The 13,576-nt window shown below is 72.0% G+C and carries 9 protein-coding genes; 3 read left to right on the top strand and 6 right to left on the bottom strand.

Going from position 1 to position 13,576, the window contains the following annotated elements; all coding sequences use genetic code 11:
- Window positions 1-15 precede the first annotated feature (15 nt).
- Entirely contained in the window at window positions 16-420 is a 405-nt protein-coding gene (locus tag G339_RS0110665) for a MerR family transcriptional regulator (protein ID WP_019631068.1), read from the top strand.
- Window positions 421-425: 5 nt separating this feature from the next.
- On the opposite strand, the gene G339_RS0110660 is transcribed toward G339_RS0110665, so the two are convergent.
- From G339_RS0110660 to G339_RS39785, 4 genes are all read right to left on the bottom strand, one after another.
- Window positions 426-1,397 carry a zinc-binding dehydrogenase gene (locus G339_RS0110660; RefSeq protein WP_026341328.1) on the bottom strand — a complete coding sequence of 324 codons (972 nt, stop codon included), beginning with the start codon at window positions 1,395-1,397 and terminating at the stop codon, window positions 426-428.
- 129 nt (window positions 1,398-1,526) lie between these two features.
- A complete protein-coding gene (locus G339_RS0110655) occupies window positions 1,527-5,438 on the bottom strand; it encodes a vitamin B12-dependent ribonucleotide reductase (RefSeq protein WP_019631066.1) in 3,912 nt (1,303 codons plus the stop codon).
- A gap of 117 nt (window positions 5,439-5,555) precedes the next feature.
- Complete coding sequence (nrdR, locus tag G339_RS0110650) at window positions 5,556-6,026, bottom strand: transcriptional regulator NrdR (protein WP_019631065.1); 471 nt, start codon at window positions 6,024-6,026, stop codon at window positions 5,556-5,558.
- A 345-nt stretch (window positions 6,027-6,371) separates the two neighbouring features.
- Complete coding sequence (locus tag G339_RS39785) at window positions 6,372-7,112, bottom strand: LysM peptidoglycan-binding domain-containing protein (protein WP_019631064.1); 741 nt, start codon at window positions 7,110-7,112, stop codon at window positions 6,372-6,374.
- A gap of 194 nt (window positions 7,113-7,306) precedes the next feature.
- Between G339_RS39785 and lexA the strand changes: the two genes are divergently transcribed.
- Window positions 7,307-7,987, top strand: a complete 681-nt coding sequence (gene lexA / locus G339_RS0110640) for a transcriptional repressor LexA (RefSeq protein WP_019631063.1) — start codon at window positions 7,307-7,309, stop codon at window positions 7,985-7,987.
- A 241-nt stretch (window positions 7,988-8,228) separates the two neighbouring features.
- Here lexA and leuS read toward each other — a convergent pair whose 3' ends face one another.
- Window positions 8,229-10,739, bottom strand: coding sequence for a leucine--tRNA ligase (leuS, locus tag G339_RS0110635; RefSeq protein ID WP_019631062.1), 2,511 nt, complete (start codon window positions 10,737-10,739; stop codon window positions 8,229-8,231).
- 336 nt (window positions 10,740-11,075) lie between these two features.
- Here leuS and G339_RS0110630 point away from each other — a divergent pair, with 336 nt between their 5' ends.
- A complete protein-coding gene (locus tag G339_RS0110630; RefSeq protein WP_019631061.1) occupies window positions 11,076-12,620 on the top strand; it encodes a long-chain-fatty-acid--CoA ligase in 1,545 nt (514 codons plus the stop codon).
- Window positions 12,621-12,660: 40 nt separating this feature from the next.
- Here G339_RS0110630 and G339_RS0110625 read toward each other — a convergent pair whose 3' ends face one another.
- On the bottom strand, window positions 12,661-13,536 hold the full coding sequence (locus G339_RS0110625) for an alpha/beta fold hydrolase (protein ID WP_019631060.1): 876 nt from the start codon (window positions 13,534-13,536) through the stop codon (window positions 12,661-12,663).
- Between the last annotated feature and the right edge of the window lie 40 nt (window positions 13,537-13,576).

Genomic DNA, 13,576 nt, shown 5'->3' with positions numbered 1-13,576 from the left:
GCTACGCTCTCGCTCATGGACGAATCCGGCGAACTGTCGATCGGGGACGTCGTGGCCGCGACCGGACTCGGCGTCCACGCGCTGCGCTTCTTCGAGCGGGAGGGCCTGTTCCCGCGCGAGATCGCGCGCACGGCGGGCGGCCGCCGCGTCTACACGCGCGCGGACGTCGAGTGGCTGCTGCTGTGCAACCGGTTCCGCGCGTCGGGGATGCCGCTGGCGACGCTGCGCGCGTTCGTGGACCTCGTCCGCGCCGGGCCGGGCAACGAACCCGAGCGGCTGGCGCTGCTCCGCGAGCACGAGTCCGCCGTCCGCGCCAGGATCGCGGAACTGGACGCCTGCCTGGAGATCATCCAGCACAAGGTCGCCACCTACGAGTCCCACGTCCAGGCCGGGACCGCCGCGTCGCTCTGGAACCCCTGAAGCCGTCAGACGAGCAGCAGCGTTTTCCCCGGCACGGCGCGGGCCTCCATCGTGGCGTGCGCCGCTGCGGCGTCGGCCAGCGGGAACGTCCGGCCGACGACGGGCCGGAGCCGTCCGGCGGCGGCCTCGGCCAGCGCCCGCTCGACGCGCTCCCGCGCGCCCTCCGGATCGGACAGCGGGAAAAGCTGCTCGATGCCGAGCACCGTCACACCGCGCTCGGCCGCCTCATCCGGCCTGATCTCGGTGACGCCGCCGCTGGACGCCCCGTGGACGGAGAACCGCCCGCCGCGCGCCGTCGCCTCGAACGCCGCGCGGCCGAGCGCGCCGCCGACGCCGTCGAACACCAGGTCCGGCCCGCCGCCGGTGGCCTCCCGGACGCGCTCGGTCCAGCCGTCGCGCGAGTAGTCCACGACCGTCTCCGCGCCCAGCTTCCGCGCCAGCTCCAGCTTCTCCTCGCTGCTCGCCGCGCCGACGACGTGCGCGCCCGCCGCCCGCGCGAGCTGCACGAGCAGGCTGCCGAGGCCGCCCGCCGCCGCCTCGACCAGGACGTGCTCGCCGGGCCGGATCTTCGCGTTGTCCACCAGGCCGAGCGCGGTCGAGCCGTCGTTGAGCAGCGCGGCGGCGTCCGTCAGCGGCACCGCGTCCGGGACGGCGACCAACTGCGCCTGGTCGGCGACGGCGAACTCGGCGTTCCCACCGAACCCGTCCGCCGTCCGCACCACGACCCGCCGCCCCGACCAACCCTCGTCCGCGTCGGCCCCGACGACGGTCCCCGCAACCCCGCCGCCCGGCACGTACGGCGGCTCCGGCAGCGGTGGCCCGGGCGTGAACCCCCGCCGAATCTGCGTCTCCACAAAATTGATCTCCGCGACCTCGACGCGGACGAGCACCTGCCCCGCCCCCGGCTCCGGCACGGGAACGTCCCCCGCGACCAGCACCTCAGGCCCCCCGAACCGCGTCACCCGAACAGCACGCATCAATCCCACCCCTCTCGTATCGACAAGAACGAGTCTTCATCCTCAACCTTGGTCGAGGTCAACCCGCTCGGCGGACGAACGAAAAGGGGACCGGCCCACGGCCGGTCCCCTTCGTTCAGCGTCGTGCTGTCAGCTGCAGCCGCTGGTCGAGCCGCAGCCCTCGCAGACGTAGCAGCTCCCCGCCGGGCGCATCTTCGTCCCGCAGGTCATGCACAGCGGCGCGTCGGCCGTCCGCCCCTGCGTGCTCTCGATGATCTCCATCGAGGAGCGCGCCGCCGGGGCAGCCGGGGCGGCGGGTGCGGCGGCCTCGGGCGCCGGACGGGTGATCTCCGCCGACTGCGCCAGCAGGTCGTGCTCGACCTCCGCGTCGGCGTGCAGCGTCGCCGGGTCCTCCCCGTTGGCCTGCATCGCCCGCTCCGCGGCGGTGAAGATCCCCAGCTCGGCGCGCTGCTCGAACGGCATGTTGTCCAGCGCGAGACGCCGGAAGATGTAGTCCATCACCGACGTCGCCATCCGGATGTCCGGGTCGTCCGTCATGCCCGCGGGCTCGAAGCGCATGTTGGTGAACTTCTCCACCCACGTCTCCAGCGGCACCCCGTACTGGAGGCTGATGGAGATCGCCATCGAGAACGCGTCCATGACGCCCGCGAGCGTCGAGCCCTGCTTGCCGAGCTTGAGGAACACCTCGCCGAGCCCGTCGTCGGGGTAGGACGACGCCGTCATGTACCCCTCGGCGCCCGCCACCGAGAACCGGGTGACCGTCGCCGGACGCTGCTTGGGCAGCCGCTTGCGGACGGGCCGCACCTCGGCGGGCGCCGCCGCGACGGCCTCGACCGGCGCCGCCGCCTCCTTCTTGCCCGCCGCCGACAGCGGCTGGCCCACCTTGCAGTTGTCGCGGTAGATCGCGAGCGCCTTCAGCCCGAGCTTCCAACCCTCGAAGTACACCTTCTCGATGTCCTCGATGGTCGCCTGCTCCGGCATGTTGACGGTCTTGGAGATCGCCCCGGACAGGAACGGCTGCACCGCCGCCATCATCCGCACGTGCCCCATCGGGCTGATCGCCCGCTCGCCCATCGCGCAGTCGAACACCTCGTAGTGCTCGGGCCGCAGCCCCGGCGCGTCCACGACGTGCCCGTTCTCGGCGATGTACTCGACGATCGCCTCGATCCGCTCCTGCTGGTAGCCCAGCTTGGCGAGCGCGCGCGGCACCGTGTGGTTGACGATCTGCATGGACCCGCCGCCGACGAGCTTCTTGAACTTCATCAGCGCGAGGTCCGGCTCGATGCCGGTGGTGTCGCAGTCCATCATCAGGCCGATCGTCCCGGTCGGGGCGAGCAGCGACGCCTGCGCGTTGCGGTAGCCGTTCTTCTCCCCGACCTTGAGGCACTCGGTCCACTGCCGCGTCGCGGCGGTGTGGATGGCCTTGTCGATCGCGTCGAGCGTGCGCAGGTCGTCGTTGGCGGCGGCGTGCTTGCGCATGACGCGCTTGTGCGCCTCGGCGTTGCGCGCGTACCCCTCGTACGGGCCGACGATCCCCGCCAGCTCCGCCGACCGCCGGTACGCGACGCCCGTCATCAGCGACGTGATCGTCGCCGCCAGCGACCGGCCGCCGTCGGAGTCGTAGGCGTGCCCCGTCGCCATCAGCAGCGCGCCGAGGTTGGCGTACCCGATGCCGAGCTGCCGGTAGTCGCGGGTCGTCCGCCCGATCTTCTCGGTCGGGAAGTCGGCGAACGTGATGGAGATGTCCATCGCCGTGATGATCAGCTCGGTGATCTTGACGAACCGCTCCACGTCGAAGACGTCGCCCTCGCCGAGGAACTTCAGCAGGTTGATGCTCGCCAGATTGCACGACGAGTTGTCCAGGGACATATATTCCGAACAAGGGTTACTTGCGGTGATCCGTCCGGTTTCCGGGTTCGTGTGCCAGTCGTTGATCGTGTCGTCGTACTGGATGCCCGGGTCCGCGCACTCCCACGCGGCCTTGGCCATGAGCCGGAACAGCTCCTTGGCCTGCACCTTCTCGATGACCTCGCCGGTGAGCCTGGACCGCAGCCCGAAGTCCCCGTCGCCCTCGACCGCCCGCATGAACTCGTCGGACACCCGCACCGAGTTGTTGGCGTTCTGGTACTGGACGCTCGCGATGTCCCGGCCGCCGAGGTCCATGTCGAACCCGGCGTCGCGCAGCGCGCGGATCTTGTCCTCCTCGCGCGCCTTGGTCTCGATGAACTCGGCGACGTCGGGGTGGTCCACGTCCAGCACGACCATCTTCGCCGCGCGCCGCGTCGCGCCGCCCGACTTGATCGTCCCCGCCGACGCGTCCGCGCCGCGCATGAACGACACCGGCCCGCTCGCCGTCCCGCCCGACGACAGCAGCTCCTTGGACGAGCGGATGCGCGACAGGTTCAGCCCCGCGCCCGACCCGCCCTTGAAGATGATCCCCTCTTCCTTGTACCAGTCGAGGATCGACTCCATCGTGTCGTCCACCGACAGGATGAAGCAGTTGTGGACGCGCAGGTTGCCCGACAGGTACTCCCCGCTCTCGGTCTGGATGTCGTAGACCTCCATCGGACCGAGGTCCTCGATCGAGGCGATCTCCAGGCGCTTGGTCGGGTGCGCGCCGCGACCCGCCTTCTCGAAGCCCGCGTGCAGCTTGGCGGCCTTCACCGGGTCGATGAAGCCGATCTCGTCGGCGAAGATCCGCCGGTCCCCGGCGTTCTGGATGCGCAGCGTCCAGATCAGCTTCTGGTCCGGACGGTTCGGGCGCTTCGTGCCGACCCGCGAGAAGATGCCGAAGCGCAGCAGGAGCCGCTGCATCCCGCGGATCAGCTCCTCGGAGATCATGTCGACCTCGACGACCGTCGACGCCTCGCGCGCCGAGACGAAGCCCTCCGCCTGGAAGACGCTGCGCAGGTACGCGGCGACGACCGGCAGCGGCGCGGTGAACAGCCGCTTCGGCACCGCCATGTCGACGCCGCGCGCACGCAGCCCCCAGGCGTCGACGTAGTCGGCCAGGACCTCGCCGTAGAGCCGCGTCCGGCGGCAGTCCAGGGCGTCGTCCTTCGTCTCGACGGCCCGCTCGTGCCGGTGGACGCCGGGGAAGACGATGTCGAGCTGGCGCCGGACCCACTCCAGCTCCGCGTCGGTGACCGTCATCGCCTCGATGGTCAGCGAGCGGTTCGTGCCCTGCTCGTACCGCCCGACGAACCCGTCCGACTGCAGCCAGCCCGCCAGGGCGGCCTCGGCCATCCCGCGCGAGGTGATCTCGGCCTCGCCGTAGGCGTCGCGCCGGTGCCACTCGAGCTGGTCGCCGGCGAGCAGCGTGCCGGCCTCGACGAACGCGCCGGTGCCCTGGCCCGTGCTCTTCCAGACGAGGTGGTCGGCGGTCACGTCGAGCGTGTAACCCGCCTTGGTGTGCAGCCGGAGGACGTTCTTCACGCCGTTGGACTTGGTGGCGACGACCCTCGTCAGGCCGTGCGCGTCGTACACCTTCGCGCCGACCGCGTCCTCCTCGACCAGCTTCCCGATCGGCACCAGACCGGCGGGCGTGCTGACCAGCGCGTCGTAGGGCTGGCACGCCGAGACCTGCTGGGGGGACCTGGTGCCGACGTTGAACCAGACGGGGGAGTTGAAGCTGAACATCTGGTGGGCGAGCGCGTAGGTCAGCTCGTGCTCGAAGATTTCGGCGTCGGCGGGCGAGGCGAAGTAGTTCTCCGCGACGCCCGTGTCGACGTACTTGCGGACGACGCGGTCGATGAGCTGCTTGAGGCTCCACTCGCGCACCGGGGTGCCGACGGCGCCCCGGAAGTACTTCGAGGTGACGATGTTGACGGCGTTCAGCGACCAGAAGTCGGGGAACTCGACGCCCCGCTGCTCGAAGTTGACCGAGCCGTCCCGCCAGTTGGTCATGACGACGTCGCGCCGCTCCCAGCGGATCTCGTCGTACGGGTGAACGCCGGGCGTGGTGAAGATGCGCTCGACCTTCAGCCCCTTGCGGCCCCCCTTGCCGCGCCGGGCCGCCGAGCCGCTCACCGTCTCCGTCATCGCTTCCCCCTCCGGGCCCTCCCGCCGGGCCCTGTCCAGGACAACTCGACCCGCGGGGCGGATCATCCCCCGCCCCCGGGTTCTTTCGTGATTGCTGCCGTACTGCTGGAACGCCCCTTACCGGGGCGGCGCGTGCTCCCCGGGAGCGCGCTGCCGCAGCTCGTCGATCTCCCGCGCGAAGTCGTCGAGCGACTCGAAGGACCGGTAGACGGACGCGAAGCGCAGATACGCCACCTCGTCCAGTTCGCCGAGCGGTCCGAGGATCGCCAGGCCCACCTCGTGCGAGGGGATCTCGGCGGCGCCGGTCGCCCGGAGCGCCTCCTCGACCCGCTGCCCGAGCTTGGCCAGCGCGTCCTCGCCGACGGGCCTGCCCTGGCAGGCGCGGCGGACCCCGGCGACGATCTTCTCGCGGGAGAACGGCTCGGTGACCCCGCTGCGCTTGGCCACCATGAGGAGCACGTTCTCCTGCGTCGTGAACCGCTTGCCGCACTCCGGGCACGACCGGCGCCGCCGGATCGCGGCGCCGTCGTCGGCGGAGCGGCTGTCGATGACCTTGGTGTCAGGGTTGCGGCAGAACGGGCAGTGCAACGCGTTTTCCCTTCCCCTGACCGGTCGTGTCACATGCGCGTCACACAACCACAACTTCTGGTTAATGACACCGCTGTAACTACTAGATGTTGTGGTCAACCGTAGGCCCCCGGGGAGGGGTTCGCAACCTCGCGACGACGTCCCGTCCGTAGACCCTGGTCACACGGGCCTCACGCGTCCCGGCCCGGCGTGTCGCCGCCGCGCGGCCCCGCCGCCTCGCCGATGACCAGCGGAAACGCGACCGTGACCGTGGGTCGCCGCCGGACGCGCGCCGCCGCCGACGCAGCAACTTACTCCCCTTCGGGCGGCGGTCGGCCCACGCCCCCGGCGGGCCGCCGCAGGGCCCTATTCCGTGGGGACGCGGAGCTTGCGCCCCGGCTGGACGATCGAGCCGGACAGCCCGTTCAGCTTCCTGATCCGGCGGACGGTCACGCGCGGATCGGTGCGCGGGTCGGTGCGCACCGCGATGTCCCAGAGCGTGTCCCGCTCCCCGACGACGACCGTGCGCGTCGCGGGGCGGTCCGGGACGGGCGCGGTGCCGCCGCGCGCGCCCGGCGACGGCGCGCACAGCGCCCAGAGCGCCGCGAGCGCGCCCCCGGCGACCAGCGCGGCCAGGAGGCCGACGACGATGCGCCCGCGCCGCGTCAGCCGGATTCCGGGCTCGGCCCGCGTCCCCCGAACCGGCCGCGCGACGGCCCGCGCCCGCACGCGCGCACCCGGCAGCACCGCCGCGCCTACCTGCGGCTCGACGACCGGCGCGGCCGCCGGCCGTTCGTTCGCGCGGGACGGCTCGTCCGCGCGGGTCTCGGCGGGCGGAGCGTCCGCCCGCTCGTGCGCACCAGGCCGCGTGTCCTCCGCGGGAGGCCGGGCGGCCGTGCCGTCCGCCTCGGCCGCCGGTCCCCCGGCGGGCGGTGCGGCGCCGCCGCCGCCGATGATCAGCCGGAGCTGCCCGCGCCGGCGCGGGGCCGTCGCCGCCCGCCCCGGTTCCCGGTCCGGTGCGCGCCCGGCCTCGGGCCGCGCACCGTGATCCGCCGCGGGTTCAGCCGCGCACACCGCCGTCCGGCCCGGCCGGAGCACTTCGCCCATCTCGATCCCTCTGCGACCCGATCATGTCCGACCCATCGAATAAAGTTTCGATCGAACGTCTGTACGATGTTCTAGCGCAGGCGGGGGCGGATGGCGAGCATCTTCTTCGAACAATTGTTTGATCATTGGACCCGGTCGCGGTAGCGTTCCCTGGACGAGGAGTGACCGACCCGAGCGCCGGGAGGCGACGAGCGATGAGCAAGGCCCGGAAGCTGCCCGACGTCGACGACGACGGTGTGCTGACCCAGCGGCAGCGCATGGTGCTGGAGGTCATCCGGGACTCGGTGCAGCGGCGCGGCTACCCGCCCTCGATGCGCGAGATCGGCGAGGCCGTCGGCCTGACGAGCACGTCCAGCGTGTCGCACCAGCTCCGCTCCCTGCAGCGCAAGGGCTTCCTGCGCCGCGACCCGAACCGGCCGCGCGCGGTGGAGGTCCGCATCCCGGGCACGACGCCCGTCCGCACCGAGGACGACGCGGCCGCGCCGGACGCCGAGCGCCCGGCCCCCGCGTACGTGCCGCTGGTCGGCCGGATCGCGGCGGGCGGCCCGATCCTCGCCGAGGAGGCCGTCGAGGACGTGTTCACGCTGCCCAAGCAGCTCGTCGGCGAGGGCACGCACTTCCTGCTGAAGGTCACCGGCGACTCGATGATCGAGGCCGCCATCGCGGACGGCGACTGGGTCGTGGTCCGGCAGCAGCCGGTCGCCGAGCAGGGCGACATCGTCGCCGCGATGATCGACGGCGAGGCCACGGTGAAGACGCTCAAACACAGGGACGGCCATATCTGGTTGATGCCGCAGAACCCGGCATACGACCCGATCCCGGGCGATGAGGCCTCGGTGCTGGGGCGCGTGGTCGCGGTGCTCCGCAAGATGTGATGCGGAGAATCCTGGCATATCCCGGCGGCGCCGTCCGGCGGACCGCGATCATTCGCAGGTAACAAAACGAACGCCGCCGCGCGCCGCGCCGCCGCCCGATTCCGCCCGTGAGCACATGATCACCCGCCGCGCCGGAACCGGCGACGGCGCACCCCACGCGGAACGACCGACCGCGCCGCGACGAAGCGAGAGAACGGCGAAGCCCCGCCCCGGCGAACCGGGGCGGGGCTTCGGCGTCCGATCAGCGGCCGGGCACGATGTTCACGATCTTCGGCGCGCGCACGATCACCTTGGCGACGTCCGCGCCGCCGAGGGCCTCCTTCACCTTCGGCGAGGCCAGCGCCAGCGCCTCCAGTTCGGCGGCGTCGATGTCGGGGGCGACCTCCAGCCGGTCTCGGACCTTGCCCGCGACCTGCACGACGCAGGTCACCTCGTCCTGAACCAGCAGCGCCGGGTCCACGGCGGGCCAGCCCGCAGTGGCGACGGGCGCGGTGCGGCCCAGCCGCTCCCACGCCTCCTCGGCCGTGTAGGGCGCGAACACCGACAGCAGCAGCACGATCGTCTCGGCGGCCTCGCGCACGGCCGGGTCGGCCGCGCCGGGCCCGGCGTCGATGGCGCGGCGCGTCGCGGTGACCAGCTCCATGATGCGCGCGATGGCCACGTTGAACCGCGTCGACTCGACCATGCCGGTGGCCTCGTCGATGGTGCGGTGCGTGACGCGCCGCAGCGCGCGGTCGCCCGAGGCCGGGTCGGCGCCGGGCACGGACGCGACGTCCCCGGCGATCCGGTGGACGCGCGTCAGGAACTTCGCCATGCCCTGCGGCGACACGTCCGCCCAGTCGATGTCGTCCTCGGGCGGCCCGGCGAACAGCATCGCCAGCCGGACGACGTCCACGCCGTACTCGTCGATCTGCTCGCCGAGGTCGACGCCGTTGCCCAGCGACTTCGACATCGCCTTGCCGCCGTTGATGACCTGCCCCTGGTTCAGGAGCTGCAGGAACGGCTCGGTGAAGTCGACCATGCCCATGTCGTACAGGACCTTGGTGAAGAACCGGCTGTAGAGCAGGTGCAGGATCGCGTGCTCGACGCCGCCGGTGTACCGGTCGACGGGCATCCAGCGGCGGACCTCCTCGGGGTCGAACGGCCCCTCGGTGTAGCCCGGCGAGCAGTACCGGAAGTAGTACCAGGACGAGTCGACGAAGGTGTCCATCGTGTCGGAGTCCCGCCGCGCGGCCCCGCCGCACTTGGGGCAGTCCACGTTGACCCAGCTCTCGGCGGCGGCCAGCGGCGACGTGCCCTTGGGCGCGAGGTCCGCGCCGCGCAGGTCGTCCGGCAGCCGGACGGGGAGCTGGTCGTCGGGGACGGGCACCTCGCCGCACGCCGGGCAGTGGACGATCGGGATCGGGCAGCCCCAGAACCGCTGCCGGGACACCAGCCAGTCGCGCAGCCGGAAGTTGACGGCGGCCTTGCCGGTGCCGCGCTCGGCCAGCACCTCGATGATCCGCGGGATGGCGTCGGCCTTGGCCAGCCCGTCGACCGGCCCGGAGTTGACCAGGACGCCCTCGCCGGGCGTGGCGACGCCGGTCTCGGCGGGGTCGGGCGCGCCGGTCTCGACGACGGTGCGGACGGGCAGCCCGAACTTCAGCGCGAAGTCCAGGTCGCGCTGGTCGTGCGCGGGCACCGCCATGATCGCGCCGTGCCCGTACTCGGCCAGCACGTAGTCCGACGCCCAGACCGGGATGCGCTCGCCGTTGACGGGGTTGACGGCGTACCGGCCGAGGAACACGCCGGTCTTCTCGCGCTCGGCGGACAGCCGCTCGATCTCGCTCTCCCGCGACACCTCGGCGCGGTACGCCTCGAACTCGGCGCGCCGCTCGGGCGCGACGATCTCCTCGGCCAGCGGCGCGTCGGCGGCGACGACCATGAACGTCGCGCCGAACAGCGTGTCGGGCCGGGTGGTGTAGACGGTGACGGGCTCGGCGCGGCCCTCGATGACGAAGTCCACGTCCGCGCCGGTGGAGCGGCCGATCCAGTTGCGCTGCATCAGCAGGACGCGCTCGGGCCAGCCGCCCTTGAGCTGGTCCATGTCGTCCAGCAGCCGGTCCGCGTAGTCGGTGATCTTGAAATACCACTGGGTCAGGACGCGCTTCTCCACCAGCGCGCCGCAGCGCTCGCAGTGCCCGCCGACGACCTGCTCGTTGGCCAGGACGGTCTGGTCGTTGGGGCACCAGTTGACCTGGCCGCCCTTGCGGTAGGCCAGGCCGCGCTCGTAGAAGCGCAGGAACAGCCACTGCGTCCAGCGGTAGTACTCGGGGTCGGAGGTGTGCAGGCGGCGCGACCAGTCGAAGGACGGCGCGTAGCGCTGGAACGACTCGGCCTGCGTGTCGATGTTGGCGTACGTCCACTCGGCGGGGTGGGAGTCGCGCTTGATCGCGGCGTTCTCGGCGGGCAGGCCGAAGGAGTCCCAGCCGATGGGGTGCAGGACGTCGTAGCCGCGCTGGAACCAGTAGCGGGCGGAGACGTCGCCGATGGCGAACGCCTCGGCGTGGCCCATGTGCAGGTCGCCGGACGGGTACGGGAACATGTCGAGCGCGTAGCGGCGTTCCCGGGCGTCGCCGGCGGCGCCGGCCCGGTACGGGTCGAGCTCGCTCCAGCGCGCCCGCCACTTGTCCTGGACGGCGCGCGGGTCGTACCCGTCGCCCGCCGGGGCGGGGCCGCCCTGGTCGCCTCGCGAGGTCTCGTCGCTGCTCACGTCGCCACTCCACTGGTTCCGGTCGTTGAGGGGTGCGGCCACCCGGGCCCTGACATGAAACAACCCCTCGCATGGAGGGGTGGCCGCGCTTGCCCTGCGAGGGTCAGCGCGGCGGTGGAAGAAGGAGCGTCCGGGTCCGCATACAACAAGAGTAGCGCAGGGGCAAGGGGGCCGTGCGCCTGTGGACGGCCCGCGCCCGACCATAGGGTCACAACCGGGTTGTCAAGAAACGGGCCGATATGGCGTGCATCGCGCGGCGTGTACCAGGATGAGCAGGACCGTTCGTACACTCATCAGTAATAAACGCCTGGTGACAACCCCTGTGCGAGGAGTGCCATGCTCAACCTCTCCGTCCTGCTGGAAGACGCGGCCCGCGAGGTCCCGGACCGCGACGCCGTCGTCTTCGGCGACACGCGGCTCCCGTACTCGGTGCTGGACACCATCGCCAACCAGGTCGCGAACCTGCTCGTCGCGCGCGGGCTGCGGCCCGGCGACAAGATCGCGCTCGCCTCGCCGAACCTGCCGTACTTCCCGATGGTGTACTTCGGCGCGCTCAAGGCGGGCATGGTCGTCGTCCCGCTGAACGTCCTGCTCAAGCCGCGCGAGATCGCGTACCACCTCGGCGACTCCGACGCGAAGGCGTTCTTCTGCTTCGAGGGCACGCCCGAGCTGCCCCTCGGCGAGTCCGGGCACGCGGGCTTCGAGCAGGCGGACGGGTGCGAGCACTTCTTCCTGCTGCCCGCGAACCCGGCCGCGACCGAGTCCCCGATCGAGGGCGCGGAACTGCTCTTCGCCGCCCTGCGCGACCAGCCCGGCACGTTCGACACGGTCCGGACGGAGGCGACCGACACCGCCGTCGTCCTCTACACCAGCGGCACGACCGGGCAGCCCAAGGGCGCGGAGCTGACGCACGGCAGCCTGCTCTCCAACGCGATGATCAGCGACACGCTGTTCGCGCGGACCCTGCACGACACGCTGCTGGTGGCGCTGCCGCTGTTCCACATCTTCGGGCAGACGTGCGTGATGAACGTCGGGTTCTACCGGCACGGCACGCTGATCATGCTGCCGCGCTTCGACGCCAAGCAGGCCATCGCGCTGATGGTGAAGGAGAAGGTCAACGTCTTCGCGGGCGTCCCGACGATGTACTGGGCGCTGCTCACCGACGACACCTCGCCCGAGGACGTCGAGGCGATCCGCACCAACCTCAACCAGGTCACCGCGGGCGGCGCGTCGCTGCCGCTGGAGGTCCTGAGGGGGATCAAGGAGAAGTTCGGGCTGGACGTCCTGGAGGGCTACGGCCTGTCGGAGACGTCGCCGGTCGCGTCGTTCAACCGGCCGGACCGCGAGCCGCGCCCCGGCTCGATCGGCCTGCCGATCTGGGGCGTGGAGATGCGCCTGATCGACGACGACTGGAAGACGATCGAGGGCGAGGGGCCGGGCGAGATCGCCATCCGCGGCCACAACGTCATGAAGGGCTACTACAAGCGGCCCGAGGCGACCGCCGCCGCGATCAAGGACGGCTGGTTCCGCACCGGCGACGTCGCCCGCCGCGACGAGGACGGCTACTACTACATCATCGACCGCTCGAAGGACATGATCATCCGGGGCGGCTTCAACGTGTACCCGCGCGAGCTGGAGGAGGTCCTGATGACGCATCCGGACGTCTCCCTCGCGGCCGTCGTCGGCGTCCCGCACGAGTCGCACGGCGAGGAGATCAAGGCGTACGTGATCCGCAAGCCGGGCGCGACCGTCACCGAGGACGAGCTGGTCGCCTGGGGCAAGGAGCAGTTCGCCAACTACAAGTACCCGCGCGTGGTGGAGTTCCGGGACGCGCTGCCGATGACGGCGACCGGGAAGATCCTCAAGCGCGAGCTGCGCTGACGCGGCCGGTCCGGGCGGAACGCCCGCCCGGACCGCCGGGTCACGACGCCAGCCAGTCCAGGACGCGGGCGCGGATCTCGTCCGGCCGCTCCAGGTGCAGGAAGTGGCCCGCGTCCGCGACGATCTCGGCGCGGGAGCCGGGGGGCAGGTGCGGCAGGACGGCGGCGGGCTCGGCGGTCTCCGCGCCGAGGCAGCCGTCGTCCGCGCCGTGCAGGTAGAGCACCGGGCGCGTCCCGGGCCGCTCGACGGTCTCCTGCGCGGCCTTGTACCGGTCGACGTGCCGGGCCGGGTCGAGCATCGCCCGGTAGTAGCCGAGCGCCGCCGCCGCGTTCGCCGGGGCCGCCAGCGCCTCGGCGGCGCGGGCGGCGTCGGCCGCGCCGTCGTGGCCGGGCGACCAGTCGCGCCACAGCGCAGCGATGAACTCCGGGACGAGGACGGCCTCGGCGAGCGGCGTCTGGAACAGGAACACGTAGAACGACCGCTTGAGCTGCTCGTAGCGCAGGAACCCGGTGAGCAGCGCGCCGACCGGCGGGAGCGCCAGCGCGACGGCGCGGCGGAACCGGTCGGGGGCCAGGGCCGCGGCGCCGTACGCGGCGGCGGCGCCCCAGTCGTGCCCGATGAGGACGGCGTCGGGGCCGCCGCCGAGCGCGTCGTGCAGCGCGACGGCGTCGGTGGCGAGCGCGGCGGTCTGGTAGGCGCCGTCCGCCGGGACGGACGTCGGCGCGTACCCCCGCTGGAACGGCGCGACGGCGCGGTACCCGGCGTCCGCGAGCGCGGGGAGCAGGTGCCGCCACGTGTGGGCCGTGTCGGGGAAGCCGTGCAGGCAGAGGGCGAGCGGGCCGTCCGCCGGGCCGGTCTCCAGGAGGGCGAAGTCGAGGCCGTTGGCGGACGCCGTGCCGCGCCGGAGAGCTTCCATAAGTGGAAACTTACGCCAGCGCGGGCGCGGCGTCAGCCCC

Source organism: Actinomadura atramentaria DSM 43919 (assembly GCF_000381885.1).
GTDB classification, from domain to species: domain Bacteria; phylum Actinomycetota; class Actinomycetes; order Streptosporangiales; family Streptosporangiaceae; genus Spirillospora; species Spirillospora atramentaria.
The sequence above is the reverse complement of the archived record's forward strand: the minus strand, read 5'-3'. Positions and strand labels throughout refer to the sequence as shown.